A 15,871-nucleotide genomic window follows, 5' to 3' on the forward strand; every position below is an offset into this window, starting at 1 on the left:
ATCCCGGGTTGAGCGGGGTGGTTGCGTCCAGCCGCTCAGGTCTCGATGCCCACCCAGCCGGACCCCTCGATGGTGGTCAGACCGCGCATGACCAGGGACGCGGAGAACGCCGCGGCGAGCTTGCCGTCCCGGTCGCGGTACGCACGGATCAGCCGCTCGTGGTCCTCCACCGAGGTCGCGAGACGTCCTGGCATCGACAGGCTGAGGTGGCGCAGCCGGAGCATCCTCAGACCCATGGTGTCGATCACCCGGACCAGGGTCGGGTTGCGTGCCAGGCCCGCCTCGGTGTTGCGGAACTCCACGTTCGTCCAGAAGTAGCCGTCGACGTCCCCGGTCGCCGCGGCTGCCTCCAACCGTTGCTGGACCTCGTCGAGAGCGTCGAGGTCACGATCGGTCGCGCGGTCGACCACCTGGTGGCTGACCATCTCGTAGAGATAGGCCCGGACCCGGTACATGTCCTGGACCTCGCTGAGCGACAGCGGTGCGACCCGCGGCCTCCGGTGGGCGGCGATCTCGACGAAACCCTCCCGCTGCAGTGTCAGCAGCGCTTCCCGGACCGGTGTGCGGCTGGTGTTGAACGTCCGCGCGAGCTCGACCGAGTTGAGGTCGTCGCCCGGTTTGATGCGGCCCTCGATGATGTCGGTGCCGACCTTGATGATGATCTCGTCCACCAGGCTCGAACCGGACTGCTTGTTGAGCACCCGCAGGAGCTCGGCCCGGCTCAGCGCGTGGATGGCGCCGTCACCGGTGACCGGGTGCGCCATCTCAGCGCCCCCCGAGGACGTCGGGCCACTTGGCGACGACCTTCTGGCACAGGTCGGCGCTGGCTTCTGCGACCTTCGGGAAGCTGTCCAGCAGCTCGAACGGCCGGCAGGCGTCGATGACCGCCCGGGTGTTGAACGGAGGCCCGTCGCCCGGATCGAGCGGATCGACGCGGCTGCCCCACGTCCGTCGGAGCACCTCGATGTCCTGGCCCGGCTCGGTCCGGGTGCAGACCGCCCACATCACCTCGCTGAGACTGCGGGTGTCCACGTCGCCGTCCACGACGATCACGAACTTGTTCATGTACGCGGCCGCGGGGATCTGTGAGGCGAGCAGGCCGGCCTGCCGTGCGTGGCCGGGGTACTTCTGGTCGATCGCCACGGCCAGCAGCTGCCGACCGCCGCCCTCCTCGTGCGCCCAGACCCCGCGGACCTCCGGGAGACCGGTTGCCACCAGCGCGTCCAGGATCATCGAGGACTTCATGACGCTGCGCATGTAGGAGTAGTCGTGCGGTGGCTTGCCGGGCGGGGTCCCGAGCAGGATCGGGTCGGGCCTGCGGTACACCCGCTCGATCTCGAGCTCGAGCACCTCCTCCCGGCCGCCGCCACCGCTGTAGTAGCCGGTCCACTCGCCGAACGGACCCTCGTGCGAGCGGCGGTCCGGGTGCAGCCAGCCCTCGACGACGATCTCCGCGTTGGCCGGCACGGGCAGGCCGGTCACCTGGCCCGGGACGATCTCGACGGGATGGCCCTGGATCGCGCCGACGTAGGCGAGCTCGGAGACGTTCACCGGTACCTCGGTCCCGGCCGCGATGACCAGGAGCGGGTCGCTGCCGAGGGTGGCGGTGACCGGACACCGGCCCTTCTCGGCGAACCACTCGCGCACGTGCATCGCTCCGTGCTTGCCCGCCTCGATGTTGATCGTGGCATGGCGGGGCCCCTGGACCTGCATCCGGTAGGCGCCCGCGTTGACGTGTCCGGTGTGCGGATCGGTGGTGAACACGGCGCATCCGGTTCCGATGTACCGGCCACCGTCGTCCTCGTGCCACTGCGGGGCCGGGAACGCGGTCAGGTCGATGTCGTCGCCGGACTCGACGATCTCGGTGACGGGTCCCGAGGCGACCTCGACGGGTGGGAAGTCGACGGCCCGGGCGATCCACTCGCTGGGCTTCCCACGCAGCGCCCGAACCAGTGCGTGGTCGTCGAGATCGGATCCGAGCCGCAGGGTGAGTGCGAGCCGGCGCGCGTTCGACATGCTGCCGGTCAGCACGCGGTGACCGTCCGGGTAGCCCTCGATGCTGTCGAACAGCAGCGCCGCCGGGTTCGCCGAGCGGTAGTTGACCTCCGAGGCCGCGCCGATCTCGAGGTTCCAGTCGGCCCCCCGCACGTCGCGCACGTCTCCGAGATCCCGTGCGGCGTCCAGCCACGCCCGCAGGTCGTCGATCTGCCCCGGGGTCCCGGTGCTCATCGCCCGGCTCCGCTGGTGCCGGCCAGAGCGGCCTCCACGAAGCTGTTGTCGATGAAGGGCGAGATGTCGTCCGGAACCGGGTTGCTGCCTGCCACGTCCTGCATCGTCTGCCTCACGAGCTTCTCGTCCACGACCGGCTCGGTCGTCCAGACCTTCGAGAAGAAGTCGTATCCGTACTCAGCGAGCGCGCGATCATCGGTCTTCGTGTACTTCGCGATGGAGGCGACCGTCGCGTCACGATTCGCGGGGTTCTTCACGAACTGCAGGCATTCCACGTCGGCCGCGACGAAGTCGGAGACCACGTCGCGATTTTCGGCAGCATAGGATCCGGTGACCGTGTACACGCTCGCGGCCGTCGGATACTTCGTTGTGTCGGTGACCTTGTGCCAACCGAATGCTTGAGTCGTCGCCCCCTGGGGCGGAGCGGTGACGAGCGCGTCGACGGCGCCGTTCTGACCGGCGGACAGCAGGGCGGGCAGCGAGTTCAGGTTGACCACCTGCACGTCCTTGTCCAGGCCCTGGTCGGCCAGCATCGTCCGGGTCGACTTGTCGGTCACCGAGCCGGGGGCGGTCACCCCGACCTTCTTCCCGGCGAGATCGGCCAGCGAACGCACCTCCGGCCCCGCCCACAGCTCGGTGAAGTAGACCGGGATCTTCAGCTCCACCATCTTCACGTCGGTGCCGCCGAGGGCGCCGGCAGCGATCGCCGTCCCGTCGCCCCCTGCCACCTGGACCGATCCGCTCGTCAGCCCGGCCAGCAGTTGCGAGCTGGTCTTCAGCAGTGTCAGCTCGACCTTCAGCCCGTGCTTCTCGAAGATCCCCTGGTCCTGGCATGCGTACAGGTCCCCGTACGACGCCGTGTCCGAGGGGTATCCCACCCGGATCGAGCGCAGCCCCCCGTCGCTGCCGCCCGCTCCCGAGCCACACCCGGCCAGCAGCAACGACAGGGTCGCCAGCACGCCCATCACGCCCGTTCCTCTGCGCATCCCACACCTCTCAGATCGGCTGTCCGCGTCGAGCCGTCGAGGCCTGTCGACCACGGTGGCGACGGATGTCGTGGCGACTGCCACGAAGAACTGTCGACACTTTAAAGTGTCGACAGCAGGTGTCGTCAAGAGGGAACTCCGCCGGTTCAGGTCGGCGCGGCGAGTCCGTGCCGCGCGGCTGCTTCAGGTGACGGCAGATGACCAGGTAGTTGCTGTGCTGGGCACGATGGCGCGCCGGATGCGGCCGATCGTATGGCGAGGCCGGAACGACCTGTAACGTCGGCGGCAGCGCATCCCTAGCGTCTCAAGTGTCGACTTACGGCGGGGTCAAGATCGTGCGGTCCGGGACCGGTACGTCGTCCACACGGGCGCCGCACGGACCACGGGCACCGGAACGGGAGGTTCGGATGCGGGTCGTGGTCGCGATGACCGGCGCGAGCGGTGCGCCCTTCGGGGTGCGAGCGCTGGAGATCCTCGGCGGCAGGGCGGACATCGAGACCCACCTCGTGATGTCGCGGTCGGCCGGCATGACAGTGACGCACGAGTGCCCCGGCTGGTCGGTACGGGACGTGGAACGGCTCGCCGACGTCGTCCACCGGCCCACGGCGATCGGCGCGACGATCGCCTCCGGCTCGTATCGGGTGGACGCCATGCTCGTGCTGCCGTGCTCGATCAAGACACTCTCCGCGGTCGCGTACGGCTACGCGGCCGACCTGATCGGCCGGGCGGCCGACGTCATGCTCAAGGAGGGGCGGCCGCTGCTGCTGCTCGTCCGGGAGACGCCGCTGCACCTGGGGCACCTGCGGACGATGACGGCCGCCGCCGAGAACGGCGCCGTGATCATGCCGCCGGTCCCTGCCTTCTACACCCTTCCCCGCACCGCCGAGGACATCGTCGACCACACGGTGCGCAGGGCGCTGAGCCGGGCCGGGATCCCGGATGTGGCGCCGCCGGAATGGGACGGACGGGTCGACGGTCGCCGCCATGAGCCTGGCTGATGGCAGGCCCAAGCAGACGTTGATTGTCGTGCGCCGAGACCGGACCTAGGCTGATACGTATTCGACCGGCATTCGTCAGAAGCGCGATGCGACGCTCGACCCGAGGGTGCCGGAAATCCTTCTCGAAAAGGGGCACAGAATTGTCTGAAGCCCAGCCGAAGATGATCGTCACGGCCGCTCTCATGCACGGTCTCGGAATCCACCTCGGTGCCTGGATGGCGCGAGACGGAGACGTGACGGACTACGTCTCGCCGGAGCTCTACCTCGACCTCGCCCGCACCGCGGAGCGCGGCAAGCTGCACGCCGTCTTCCTGGCCGAGCAGATCACCAACCAGGAGAACGGCGTCGACCGGCCGTGCGGCACCCTGGACGCGATCACGGTTCTCGCCACGATGGCCGCGGCGACCGAGCGCGTCGGCCTGATCGGTACGGCCTCGACCACCTACAACGAGCCCTACGAGCTGGCACGGCGGTTTGCGACCCTTGACCACCTCAGCGCAGGCAGGGCCGGCTGGAACTCGATCGCCACCCAGAACCCGCACACGGCCGAGCAGTTCGGCAGTACCCGGCACCCCGATCACGGCGACCGGTACGGCCGCGCCGAGGAGTTCCTCGAGGTGGTGGAGAAGCTGTGGGACTCCTGGGCGGCCGACGCGCTGGTCGGTGACAAGGTCGCCAGGATCTTCGGTGACCCGACCAAGGTCCACGAGATCAACCACGTTGGCGAGAACTTCTCGGTGCGCGGCCCGCTCCCGTTCGCGCGCTGCCCCCAGGGGCGACCGGTGATCTTCCAGGCCGGCTCGTCGGAGCTCGGACGAGCGCAGGCGGCGACACACGCCGACGCGGTGTTCACCGCGGCGCATCTGCTGGAGGACGCGATCGCCTTCCGCGACGACATGCGGACCCGGGCCGAGCGGGCCGGGCGACCCGCCGACCAGATCAAGATCCTTCCCGGACTCTCGATCATCCTCGGCGACACCGAGGAGAACGCCTGGGCGCGGAAGCGGTCCCTGGAGGAAGCCCTCGGCCTGGGCCCGAACCTGGCCAAGCTCGCCCGCCGGGTCGGGGTCTCGCTCGAGGTACTGCAGGCGAACCCGGATCGGCCGTTCCCGATCGACCAGCTCGTCCCCGAGTCGGAGTTCTCCGGGTCGATCGGCTTCCGGCGCAGCATCGTCAATCTCGCCGTGACCGAACGGCTCACGACGCGGGAACTGAGCATGCGCTACGGCGGCGGCCACCAGGAGGTCATCGGGACACCGGAGCAGGTTGCCGACACCATGCAACGCCAGTTCGAGGCGGGAGGTGCCGACGGCTTCACCCTGATGATCGACATGCTGCCGTCCGGCCTGCACGACGTCGTCGACCTGCTCGTGCCGGAGCTCCAGCGCCGCGGGTTGTTCCACGAGGACTACCAGCACGACACCCTGCGCGGCGAGCTCGGGCTCGATCCCGTGGGCCCGCGCACCGCCGTTCCCGCCTGAGTCGCGCTTCCGCGCACCCGTCGAGCCAGGAAGTCGCCCATGAGTCCCACCACCAGTGCCGTTGCCCGCCCGGCCCGGATCCTCGGGATCGGCGGCACCCAGCGGTCGTCGTCCTCGTCGAACCGCCTCCTGCGGGCGGCACTCGGCTCCTGCCGTGCGCGCGGCGCCGAGGTCGAGCTGATCGCAGCCGATCAGCTGGAGTTCTCCATGTACGACCCGCCGTACCCGGGCGGCGACCCGGCCGTCGACCGGTACCTGTCCGCCGTCCGTGCCGCGGACTGCCTGATCGTGGCCACACCCGGATACCACGGGGGCGTCTCGGGCCTGCTCAAGAACGCGCTCGACTTCCTGCAGGAGCTCGCCGGCGACGACCGCCCGTACCTGGACGACAAGGCTGTCGGGTGCATCGTGGCGGCAGCCGGATGGCAAGCCGCGGTGAGCACGCTCGCCGCCCTGCGTTCGACGGTCCACGCGTTGCGCGGGTGGCCGACCCCGCTGGGGGTGACGGTCAACTCCTCGGTCCCGCCGGTCGACCCGGAGGGACGGGTGACGGATCCCCATCTGGTCCGGCAGCTCGACGTCCTGGCCGACCAGCTGACCGGCTTCGCCCGCCGCCGCGCCGACGGGGCGTCGGCGGTCGCCCTCGCATGAGCACATCGCGCAGCGGCGCCGGCCTGCACCGACCTGACCTCGGAAGGAGCCGGAGATGACCACTCCGACCACTGTCCCCGCCGATACGCGGGCCGTACCGCCTGGTTCGCTTCCCGGCACCTTCGCGGTGCAGCGTGCCGTGGACGCGCTGGCGGCCGGTCGGATGATCGTCGTGACCGACGACGCCGATCGGGAGAACGAGGGCGACCTGATTGTTGCGGCGGGGACCGCGACCGCGGATCAGATCGCGTTCATGGTGCGCCACACGACGGGGATCATCTGCACGCCGATGCCGGCGGAGCGGGCGGACGCACTGCGCCTGCCCCTGATGGTTCCGGAGGGCACCGATGCGCAGGGCACGGCGTTCACCGTGACCGTGGACCACCGGGAGGCGGGCACCGGGGTGTCGGCGGGGGACCGCGCGCTGACGGTTCGCGCTCTGGCCGAGCCGGCGACCGTTCCCGGCGAGCTCCGGCGGCCCGGGCACGTCTTCCCGCTGCGGGCACGCAACGGCGGGGTGCTCGTGCGGGCCGGGCACACCGAGGCGACGGTGGACCTGCTGCGCCTGGCCGGGTGCGAGCCGGTGGGCGTGATCGGTGAGATCGTCGCGCCGGACGGGGCGATGTCGCGCGGCGCCGAGCTCGAGCGCTTCGCCGCCGAGCACGGGCTGCCGGTGCTCGCGATCGCCGACCTGGTGCGGTACCGGCGGGCGACCGAGCGGTCCGTCGAGACGGTCGCCGCCGCCGCGATGCCCACGGCGTTCGGCGAGTTCCGCGCTGTCGCCTACCGCTCGACGTGGGACGGATCCGAGCACCTCGCTCTGGTCCACGGCGACGCGGCTGCCGCCGGCCGTACGGAGCGCGGTGTGCTCGTGCGGGTGCACAGCGAGTGCCTCACCGGCGACATCGTCGGATCCCTCCGGTGCGACTGTGGCGCCCAGCTGGAGCACGCGATGCGCGCGGTCATCGCGGAAGGGGCCGGGGTCGTCGTCTACCTGCGGGGGCACGAGGGCCGGGGGATCGGTCTCGCGCACAAGATCCGTGCCTACGCTCTCCAGGACTCCGGACTGGACACGGTCGACGCCAACACGGCGCAGGGCCTGCCGGTCGACTCCCGCTCGTACGGGACCGGTGCCCAGATCCTGTCCGATCTCGGGATCGCCCGTGTACGCCTTCTCACCAACAACCCGGTCAAGTACCGCGGGCTGACCGGGTACGGACTCGAGATCGTCGACCGGATCGCCCTGCCCGCGACACCGACCCGGCACAACATCCGCTATCTGCGGACCAAGCAGGAACGCATGGGGCATCTGCTGGCCGTCGACGAGAACGTCGGCTGACGCCGGTACGTCGTCATGTCGAGTCCGCCAGGTTCCTTTCGGAGGATCGCTGGTCCGGACGGTTCTATTCCGGCCTGAGGTGCTCTGTCACGCAGAGTCCTCGTATGTCGACAGTTTGCGAGGGACGGAGGGTCTCGGGTCGGACGAAGCGGCCGGTGAATCATGGCAATGACCAGCGATTTTTTGGGTCAGAACGTCAGTAAGTGGGAGCGATCGGCGGTCTCTGGACAGGTCGTGGCTGCGCCTGCTTCACTCGCGACAGGTCAAGTGTCGACAGTGTGACTGGCGATCGGCCGGTGGCAGCTCAATGAACGAGCCGACAACGCAAGGCCGGAGGTGAATGTCGTGGGTCATGGTGGACCCGATTCGAGCGGCGGCACGGTCGAGAAGATCTCGGTCGACGATCGAGTGGTGAAGTTATCGGTACGAGGCGTTCGGATCGGATATCGCGAACGGCGGTCGGGCCGCTTCTTCGCTGCCGTCGAGAATCTCACGTTCGATATCCGAGACAATGAGTTCATCGCCATCGTCGGGCCGAGCGGGTGCGGCAAGACGACGTTCCTGTCCGCGGTGGCCGGGCTCCTCTCGATCGCAGAGGGTGACCTCGACCTGAACGGCCGGCCGATCACCGCGCCCGGTCCGGACCGCTCGATGGTGTTCCAGCAGCACTCGCTGTTCCCGTGGCGCGACGTCGCGGCGAACGTCGGATTCGGGCTCGAGGCGCAGGGCCGGCTCGACGAGAGCGGCTCGCGGCGGGTCGACGAGCTGGTCAAGCTGGTCGGGCTGGCGGGCAAAGAGGACAAGTACCCGCGGGAGCTGTCCGGTGGGATGAGCCAGCGCGTCAACCTCGCCCGGGCCCTCGCGACCGATCCCGACCTGCTCCTGCTCGACGAGCCGTTCGCCGCGCTGGACGCGCAGACCCGTGAGGTCATGCAGGACGAGCTGACGCGGGTCTGGCAGGCCGACACCGCAGGTGGCGGCAAGACCGCGCTGTTCATCACGCACGACGTTCCCGAGGCGGTCTACCTGGCCGACCGCGTCCTGGTGTTCTCGGCGAGTCCTGGGCGGCTGGTCGAGTCGGTCACGGTCGACCTCCCCCGTCCGCGGCCTCCCGAGGTGAAGCGGTCGGCGGAGTTCGCCCGGCTCAACGAGCACGTGCTCGGCCTGGTGATGGAGCAGGCCGCGATCAGCAGGGGAGAGGCGCGATGACGCGATCGGACACCCGGGACGCGGATCTGTCCACACCGGACGGCGTGCTGCCGGCGACGGCGTTCGACCGGCGACCGACCTTCCTCGCGCGCAACCGCGACGTCCTGCTCGGCCTGGTCGGCGGGTTCGTCGTGCTGGCCGTCTGGCAGGCCACGGTCTGGGCCGGATGGGTCGACCCGGCGTTCAGCGGGTCGCCGCTGGGGGCCCTCGGCGGGCTGGGGCACCTCTACGAGTCGGGCAACCTGGTGGCCCCCACTCTCGACACGCTCCGCTCGGTCGGTCTCGGCCTGCTGATCTCGATGGCCGCCGGTATCCCGCTCGGGCTGGTCATCGGCCGCAGCGTGGTCCTGCACGGCCTGCTCGAACCGTTGATCGGGATCATGTACTCGGTGCCGTTCGTGGTGTTCCTGCCGATCATCATCTTCTGGTTCGGGATCGACGACTCGGCGCGCCTCGTGATCGTCGTCTGGAGCGCGATCTTCCCGTTGATGATCAACGTGGTCTCGGGGGCCCGTAATCTCGACGCCAGCTATCTACAGGTCTCCCGGAGCTTCTGCGCGGGACGGGTCCGCACCCTGTGGTCGGTGGCCCTGCCCGGGACGATGCCGTACATCCTGGCCGGTCTGCGGCAGGCCGTGGGCCGGACACTGGTCGGCGCGATCGTCGCCGAGCTGTTCATGGGCACCAGCGGTCTGGGCTACGTCGTCCAGGCGGAGACGTCGAACTTCGAGATGGACAACGCGATGGCCGCGATCGGGGTGATCGCCGTCGTCGCCGTGGTCCTGACCCGCGGGGTCGCCTGGCTGGAGAACCGTCTCACGTTCTGGTCGGGCAGCGTCGGCTGAGCGGGGTGGCCGGGCCCGGACCGGCTCGAGCTGGGCCCGGCCACACCGGCAGAACCTCCGATCCGCCGACCCGAAAGGAAGGGCGATGAGCCAGCCCGACGCCGTCGCGCAGCTCGAACATCTCGTGCACCGGTTCGTGAGCAACGGTGTGCCGTTGGCCGACGTGGAGCAGATCCGCAGCGACCTGACGGACTGGTCCTCCTGGAACCAGGCGTGGCAGCGGTCGGGCGACGCCCGCATGGCCGAGGCCGAGGCCGCGGACCGAGCCGGGGCGCACCAGACCGCGGCCGAGCTACGCCTCGTGGCCGCGCTCGAGTTCCACTTCGGGAAGTTCCTGTTCGTCCACGACGTCGTTGCCCTGCGGCGCGGAACGGAGCGAGCGGCCGGGGCGTACCGGCGGGCTCTCGTCCGCCTGCCATGGCCGGGGCGGGTCCTCGACGTCCCGTACCGCGACCGGACGCTCCCCGGGGTGTTCCGTACGCCCGCAGCCGGCGGGCCGGCACCGACCGTGCTGCTCGTGCCGGGCCTCGACGCCGCGAAGGAGGAGCTGCACCTGCTCAGCGAGGTCTTCCTCCGCCGCGGCATGGCGACGATGGTCGTCGACGGTCCAGGGCAGGGCGAGAGCGAGTTCGACCTGCCGCTGACCGCGGAGTGGGAGGAGGTCGCCGAGGCGGTCCTGGACGTGCTTCGCGGCCGCCACGAGGTTGATCGCGCGCGTGTCGGCGTCGTCGGTGTGAGCCTCGGTGGCCACTACGCGGCTCGCACCGCGGCCCGGGCGGACGGCATCCGGGCCGGGGTGTCCCTCGGTGGCTGCTACAGCATGGGCGAGTCGTGGCCCCACCTGAAGCACCTCAGCCGGGACGCGTTCCGGGTGCGCACTCGCAGTTCCGACATGGACGCGGCGTCCGCCGAGGCGGACCGGTTCACCCTGGCGAGCGCTCCCGCGCGGGGCGGCGTCCCGTTCCTCGTCGTCCACGGGGAGCGGGACCGGCTGTTCGACACCGAGCAGGCGGAGCGCATGGCGAAGCACTTCGGACCGGACGGGGAGCTGACGCTGGAGCCGGACGGCAACCACGTCCTGCACAACATCGGGTACCGGATCCGTCCGGCCGCCGCGGACTGGCTCCGCGCCCGCCTCGACGGGTGACCGCCGAACCCCACACCTCCACGGGCAGACCTCGTGGACGTTCCCGCACGATGGCCGGACCCGGGCCGTCGACCGACAGGAGGGAGAAGGTCATGAGCATGCGGCATCGTGAACGCGCCGCAGTCCGGCGCGAACGGGCAGGGATCCGCGAGCGATACGGCCTCCACGTCGGGGGCCGCTGGATCGCGGCGCGCGACGGGTCCCGGTCCGACAGCGTGGACCCGACCACGGAGGAGGCGACGGCGTCGGTAGCCGTGGCGTCGGCGGCCGACGTCGACGGCGCGGTCGCCGCGGGAATCGAGGCCGCGCCCCGATGGTGGGCGTGCGGATGGCAGGAGCGGGCGTCCCGGATCGCCGCGCTCGCCGACCTGGTCGCCGAGCACGCGGGGGAGCTGGCCCGGATCGACGCCGTCGACGCCGGCATCCCCGTGGACGGCATGGCGAAGGACGTCGCGAACGGGGTCAACACGCTGCGGTACTTCGCCGGGCTCGCCGGCGAGCTGAAGGGGCAGACGATCGAGGTGCCCGGTCCGGCCCTGAACATGACGCTGCGCGAGCCGTTCGGGGTGGTCGGACGGATCGTCCCGTTCAACCACCCGGTCCAGTTCGCGGCGAGCGGTATCGCGGCACCCCTCGCGGCGGGCAACGTCGTCGTCCTCAAGCCCGGCGAGACGACCCCGATCTCGGCGCTGCGGCTGGCCGAGCTCGCCGAGGGCGTGCTGCCACCGGGCGTGCTGAATGTGGTGACCGGAGGACGAGAGGCCGGTGCGGCACTCGTCGACCATCCCGCAGTCGGGCGGATCGCGTTCACCGGGAGCGTCCGGTCCGGACAGGCGGTCGTCCGGTCCGCGGCGGAACGCCTGAAGACCGTCACCCTCGAGCTGGGTGGCAAGAACCCGCTCGTCGTGTTCCCGGACGCCGACGTCGAGACCGCCGCTCGCGCCGCGGTGACCGCGATGAACTTCAACCGAGGGCAGGCACAGTCCTGCGGGTCGCCCTCCCGGATGCTGATCCACGAGAGGATCCGCCGGGACTTCGTGGACGCGTTCGTGGCCGCCGCGGAGGCGCTGACCGTGGGTGACCCGCTCGACCCGGGGGTGGCGATGGGCCCGCTGGCGTTCGAGAGCCACTACCGACGGGTGCTCGGCTACGTCGACCGCGGCGTCTCCGAGGGCGCCAGGCTGGTCACCGGAGGCCCCGGACGCCCCACGGGGCTGTCCAGGGGCTACTTCGTCGCGCCGACCGTGTTCGACGACGTCACTCCGGACATGATCATCGCCCGCGAGGAGATCTTCGGTCCGGTCGTGGCCGTGCTCGGCTGGACCGACGAGGACGAGGCGCTGCGGATCGCCAACGAGCTACCGCTCGGCCTGACTGCGAACCTGTGGACCAACGACCTCGGACGTGCGGTGTCGTTCGGGAAGCAGGTCCAGGCCGGCTACGTGTGGGTCAACGGAGCCGGGGAACGGCCACTGGGCGCGCCGTTCGGCGGTTACAAGCTCAGCGGGCTGGGCAGCGAGAACAGCCTGGACGAGCTCCTGAGCTTCACCCGGACCAAGAACCTGTCGTTGCGCGCGGCGCCGGGAGGTGCCGCGTGAACCCGGGACCGGGTCTGCTGGACGGGCGCGTGGCGGTGGTGACCGGAGCGGCGAACGGTCTGGGCCGGGCCTACGCCCGCCGCCTCGCCGAGCGGGGCGCTTCCGTGGTCGTTGCCGACCTCGACGAGGAGGGCGCGCAGCACGTTGCGGCCGGGATCGGGCGGGAGGGCGGCACGGCCATGGCCGTGCCGGTCGACGTCGGTGACGGCGCTCTGGTCGAGGCGATGGCGACAGCGGCGGCGGCACGTTTCGGCCGGATCGACATCCTGGTCAACAACGCGGCGATCTTCTTGACCGTCGGGATGTCGCGGGTGCCGTTCGACGAGATCTCGATCGCCGAGTGGGACCGCATGATGGCGGTCAACGTCCGCGGGACGTGGCTCGCATGCCGGGCCGTCGTCCCGCACATGCGCCGGCAGGGTTACGGGAAGATCCTCAACGTCAGCTCGGACACGGCCCTGAAGGGCTCGCCCAACCGGATCCACTACGTCGCGAGCAAGTCGGCGGTGCTCGGCTTCACCCGGACCCTGGCTGCCGAGCTCGGACCCTCCGGGATCCGGGTCAACGCGATCGCGCCGGGGATCGTGCTGAGCGAGCCCGAGCCCACCGAGGCCCGGTACGCGCAGGCGACCGCCGGCCAGGTACTGCCTGCGGCGCTGGTGTCCGACGACCTGGCCGACACCGTGGTCTTCCTCGTCTCGCCCGCGTCGGACCCGATCACCGGCCAGGTCGTGGCGGTCAACGGTGGCGGCTACATGTGAACCCCGTCCTGGCGGACGTCACTCCGCGGAGGGCGGGGTCGCCAGCGCCCGACACTCCTCGACGAGCAGGTCCACCATCAACGACACCGGATCGCTCAACGTGCTCGTCGGCAGCACGACGGCCTCGATCCGGCGCAGGAACCCCGGCTCGACGATCCGACGGCTGACGATGTCGTGCCGGCGGGTGGTCAACGCGAGCCGCGGCACCACCGCGACTCCGACGCCCGCGGCGACGAGTCCCTGCACCGACTGGTAGTCCTCGGTCTCGAACACGACGTCCGGCTCGAAGCCCGCGATGCGACACATCTCCGTTCCGACGTGCCGGTACGGCTCCGCGTGGACCCGTTCGACCCACGGCTCCGAGCGGAGCTCGTCGAGCCGCACCGGACGCGAACCGTCCGCCATCGGGTGATCGGACGGCAGCACGGCGTGCATCGGGTCGTCGAGCAGGTGGATACGGCGCAACGCCGATAGCGGCCGGGCCATGAAGTCGTAGTCCCAGCTCAGTCCGACGTCGATCGTCCCGGCGCGCAGCTGGGTGGCGAGCTCGTCGGGTTGGCACGGCCGGATCTCCAGAGCGATCTCCGGGTGGCGCTCCCGGAACGCGTGCACCACCGTCGGCGCCAGGAACGCGCCCGCCGTGGTGAACAGGCCGAGACCGACCCTCGTGCGTGGCGTCGCGATCCTGGTCAGGTCGCGTTCGAGCTGGGCGAGATCACCCAGGATCTGCCGCCCTCGTCGGGCCAGCGTGGTGCCGACCTCGGTCAGCGAGACCCCGCGCGGATGCCGCCGGATGAGGTCCTGACCGATCTCCCGCTCGAAGCTCGACATCTGCTGGGAGACTGCCGACTGGGTCATGTGCAGCGTGGCCGCCGCGGCGGTGAATGATCCCTGGTCGGCCACAACGCAGAAGGCCTCGAGCTTCTTGACGTCCATGTCGACCAGCCTGCCTGTCCGCCGGCCCGCGGACCACGCGCGAGCCTCCGACCGGAGCCGAACCGGCGAGCAGGGCGCCGACCGGGACCCGAGCCCCGTCGACCGGCAGCCAGCCGCCCGGACGTCCACAGTCGACAGTCCGGGGCGGTCTGGGGGGTGAACGGAAAACGGTGGTCGACGCCGACGAACGCCGGCGAGCGTTCGTGCGGGTCGACCACCGTTTCCGCGGTCCGTCACGAGGTCACGAGGACCTCGGGATCACACGTCGTAGTAGAGCGCGAACTCGTACGGGTGCGGACGCAGGCGAAGCGGGTCGATCTCGTTCTCCCGCTTGTAGCCGATCCAGGTCTCGATCAGGTCCGGCGTGAACACCCCGCCCTCGAGCAGGTACTCGTGGTCCTCCTCGAGCCGGTCGATGACCGCGGAGAGGCTGGACGGGACCTGCGCGATGTCCTTGGCCTCCTCCGGCGGGAGCTCGTAGAGGTCCTTGTCGATCGGCGCGGCCGGCTCGATCTTGTTCTTGATGCCGTCCAGACCGGCCATCAGCATCGCCGAGAACGCCAGGTACGGGTTGCCCGACGAGTCGGGGCAACGGAACTCGATGCGCTTGGCCTTCGGGCTGTCGCCGGACAGCGGGATCCGGATGCAGGCCGAGCGGTTGCGCGCCGAGTAGACCAGGTTGACCGGCGCCTCGAAGCCCGGGACCAGGCGGTGGAACGAGTTCACCGTCGGGTTCGTGAACGCCAGCAGCGACGGCGCGTGGTGCAACAGGCCGCCGATGTAGAAGCGCGCGGTCTCGGACAGCCCGCCGTAGCCTGCCTCGTCGTGGAACAGCGGCGAGCCGTCCTTCCACAGTGACTGGTGCACGTGCATGCCGGACCCGTTGTCACCGAACAGCGGCTTCGGCATGAACGTCGCGGTCTTGCCCGCCGCCCACGCCGTGTTCTTCACCAGGTACTTGAACAGCATGATGTCGTCGGCCGCGTGGAGCAGGGTGTTGAACTTGTAGTTGATCTCCGCCTGCCCGGCGGTGCCGACCTCGTGGTGCTCGCGCTCCACCTCGAAGCCACTGGTGATCATGTTCGAGACGATGTCGGCGCGCAGGTCGGCGTAGTGGTCGACCGGCGGGACGGGGAAGTAGCCGCCCTTGTAGCCGACCTTGTAGCCCTTGTTGCCACCCTCCTCGTCGCGGCCGGTGTTCCACCAGCCCTCAGCGGAGTCGATGTGGTGGAACGACTGGTTCGCGTCCTCGCCGAATCGGATCGAGTCGAACAGGTAGAACTCGGCCTCCGGCGCCATGAACGCCGTGTCCGCGATGCCCGACGACGCGACGTACTCCTCGGCCTTGCGGGCGACGTTCCGCGGGTCACGGGAGTAGGGCTCACCGGTGATCGGGTCGTGCACGAAGAAGTTGATGTTCAGCGTCCTGTGCTTGCGGAACGGGTCCAGCCGCGCCGTCGCCGAGTCCGGGAACAGCGCCATGTCGGACTCGTTGATCGCCTGGAACCCGCGGACCGACGAGCCGTCGAAGGCGGCGCCGTTCTCCAGCAGGTCACCTGCGGTGGTCGCCGGGACGGTCAGGTGCTGCATCACGCCGGGCAGGTCACAGAACCTGATGTCGACGTACTCGACCTTCTCGTCCGAGATGTACTTGAGTACCTCTTCGGAGTTGCTGAACACGCTGATGCGCT

The 15,871-nt window shown here is 70.1% G+C and carries 14 protein-coding genes; 9 read left to right on the plus strand and 5 right to left on the minus strand.

Translation table 11 applies throughout. From position 1 onward, the window contains the following. Positions 1–35: 35 nt before the first annotated feature. From EV378_RS28865 to EV378_RS28875, 3 genes are read right to left on the minus strand one after another with little or no spacing between them, the layout of a single operon-like run. Positions 36–764: a GntR family transcriptional regulator gene (locus EV378_RS28865; protein ID WP_132430529.1), complete on the minus strand. Its 729-nt coding sequence runs from the start codon at positions 762–764 to the stop codon at positions 36–38. A gap of 1 nt (position 765) precedes the next feature. Beyond that, positions 766–2,229 (minus strand): UbiD family decarboxylase, encoded by a 1,464-nt coding sequence (locus EV378_RS28870; protein WP_132430530.1) that lies wholly within the window; start codon positions 2,227–2,229, stop codon positions 766–768. Continuing rightward, entirely contained in the window at positions 2,226–3,194 is a 969-nt protein-coding gene (locus EV378_RS28875) for an ABC transporter substrate-binding protein (RefSeq protein WP_243653970.1), read from the minus strand. The genes EV378_RS28870 and EV378_RS28875 overlap by 4 nt, the downstream gene beginning before the upstream one ends. A gap of 428 nt (positions 3,195–3,622) precedes the next feature. Between EV378_RS28875 and EV378_RS28880 the strand changes: the two genes are divergently transcribed. The 9 genes from EV378_RS28880 to EV378_RS28920 all read left to right on the plus strand — a co-directional run bounded on the left by EV378_RS28880 (position 3,623) and on the right by EV378_RS28920 (position 13,244). Beyond that, positions 3,623–4,213, plus strand: coding sequence for a UbiX family flavin prenyltransferase (locus EV378_RS28880; protein WP_132430532.1), 591 nt, complete (start codon positions 3,623–3,625; stop codon positions 4,211–4,213). A gap of 182 nt (positions 4,214–4,395) precedes the next feature. Beyond that, positions 4,396–5,694: an NtaA/DmoA family FMN-dependent monooxygenase gene (locus EV378_RS28885; RefSeq protein WP_279389687.1), complete on the plus strand. Its 1,299-nt coding sequence runs from the start codon at positions 4,396–4,398 to the stop codon at positions 5,692–5,694. A gap of 39 nt (positions 5,695–5,733) precedes the next feature. After that, positions 5,734–6,345, plus strand: a complete 612-nt coding sequence (locus EV378_RS28890; RefSeq protein WP_132430533.1) for an NADPH-dependent FMN reductase — start codon at positions 5,734–5,736, stop codon at positions 6,343–6,345. Between the two features lie 55 nt (positions 6,346–6,400). Further along, positions 6,401–7,684 carry a bifunctional 3,4-dihydroxy-2-butanone-4-phosphate synthase/GTP cyclohydrolase II gene (locus EV378_RS28895; protein ID WP_132430534.1) on the plus strand — a complete coding sequence of 428 codons (1,284 nt, stop codon included), beginning with the start codon at positions 6,401–6,403 and terminating at the stop codon, positions 7,682–7,684. A gap of 345 nt (positions 7,685–8,029) precedes the next feature. Beyond that, a complete protein-coding gene (locus EV378_RS28900; RefSeq protein ID WP_243653819.1) occupies positions 8,030–8,893 on the plus strand; it encodes an ABC transporter ATP-binding protein in 864 nt (287 codons plus the stop codon). Continuing rightward, complete coding sequence (locus EV378_RS28905; RefSeq protein WP_132430535.1) at positions 8,890–9,738, plus strand: ABC transporter permease; 849 nt, start codon at positions 8,890–8,892, stop codon at positions 9,736–9,738. The genes EV378_RS28900 and EV378_RS28905 overlap by 4 nt, the downstream gene beginning before the upstream one ends. Before the next feature lie 85 nt (positions 9,739–9,823). Next, positions 9,824–10,885 carry an alpha/beta hydrolase family protein gene (locus EV378_RS28910; RefSeq protein ID WP_132430536.1) on the plus strand — a complete coding sequence of 354 codons (1,062 nt, stop codon included), beginning with the start codon at positions 9,824–9,826 and terminating at the stop codon, positions 10,883–10,885. Between the two features lie 98 nt (positions 10,886–10,983). Further along, the gene (locus tag EV378_RS28915; RefSeq protein ID WP_279389688.1) at positions 10,984–12,483 is read left to right on the plus strand and encodes an aldehyde dehydrogenase family protein; all 1,500 of its coding nucleotides are present in this window, start codon (positions 10,984–10,986) and stop codon (positions 12,481–12,483) included. Then, the gene (locus tag EV378_RS28920) at positions 12,480–13,244 is read left to right on the plus strand and encodes an SDR family NAD(P)-dependent oxidoreductase (protein ID WP_207908890.1); all 765 of its coding nucleotides are present in this window, start codon (positions 12,480–12,482) and stop codon (positions 13,242–13,244) included. The genes EV378_RS28915 and EV378_RS28920 overlap by 4 nt, the downstream gene beginning before the upstream one ends. 18 nt (positions 13,245–13,262) lie before the next feature. Here the strand turns inward: EV378_RS28920 and EV378_RS28925 are convergent, their stop codons facing one another. Then, complete coding sequence (locus EV378_RS28925) at positions 13,263–14,180, minus strand: LysR family transcriptional regulator (RefSeq protein ID WP_132430538.1); 918 nt, start codon at positions 14,178–14,180, stop codon at positions 13,263–13,265. Positions 14,181–14,438: 258 nt separating this feature from the next. Continuing rightward, positions 14,439–15,860 carry a type I glutamate--ammonia ligase gene (gene glnA / locus EV378_RS28930; RefSeq protein WP_132430539.1) on the minus strand — a complete coding sequence of 474 codons (1,422 nt, stop codon included), beginning with the start codon at positions 15,858–15,860 and terminating at the stop codon, positions 14,439–14,441. Positions 15,861–15,871: the final 11 nt, after the last annotated feature.

This window comes from Pseudonocardia endophytica (assembly GCF_004339565.1).
GTDB lineage: Bacteria > Actinomycetota > Actinomycetes > Mycobacteriales > Pseudonocardiaceae > Pseudonocardia > Pseudonocardia endophytica.

Coding starts and splice junctions, on each gene's coding strand:
- EV378_RS28870 (WP_132430530.1), bottom strand. CDS start 2,229: ATGAGCACCGGGACCCCGGGGCAGATCGACGACCTGCGGGCGTGGCTG.
- EV378_RS28915 (WP_279389688.1), top strand. CDS start 10,984: ATGCGGCATCGTGAACGCGCCGCAGTCCGGCGCGAACGGGCAGGGATC.
- EV378_RS28925 (WP_132430538.1), bottom strand. CDS start 14,180: ATGGACGTCAAGAAGCTCGAGGCCTTCTGCGTTGTGGCCGACCAGGGA.
- EV378_RS28865 (WP_132430529.1), bottom strand. CDS start 764: ATGGCGCACCCGGTCACCGGTGACGGCGCCATCCACGCGCTGAGCCGG.
- EV378_RS28910 (WP_132430536.1), top strand. CDS start 9,824: ATGAGCCAGCCCGACGCCGTCGCGCAGCTCGAACATCTCGTGCACCGG.
- EV378_RS28880 (WP_132430532.1), top strand. CDS start 3,623: ATGCGGGTCGTGGTCGCGATGACCGGCGCGAGCGGTGCGCCCTTCGGG.
- EV378_RS28905 (WP_132430535.1), top strand. CDS start 8,890: ATGACGCGATCGGACACCCGGGACGCGGATCTGTCCACACCGGACGGC.
- EV378_RS28885 (WP_279389687.1), top strand. CDS start 4,396: ATGCACGGTCTCGGAATCCACCTCGGTGCCTGGATGGCGCGAGACGGA.
- EV378_RS28875 (WP_243653970.1), bottom strand. CDS start 3,194: ATGGGCGTGCTGGCGACCCTGTCGTTGCTGCTGGCCGGGTGTGGCTCG.
- EV378_RS28890 (WP_132430533.1), top strand. CDS start 5,734: ATGAGTCCCACCACCAGTGCCGTTGCCCGCCCGGCCCGGATCCTCGGG.
- EV378_RS28895 (WP_132430534.1), top strand. CDS start 6,401: ATGACCACTCCGACCACTGTCCCCGCCGATACGCGGGCCGTACCGCCT.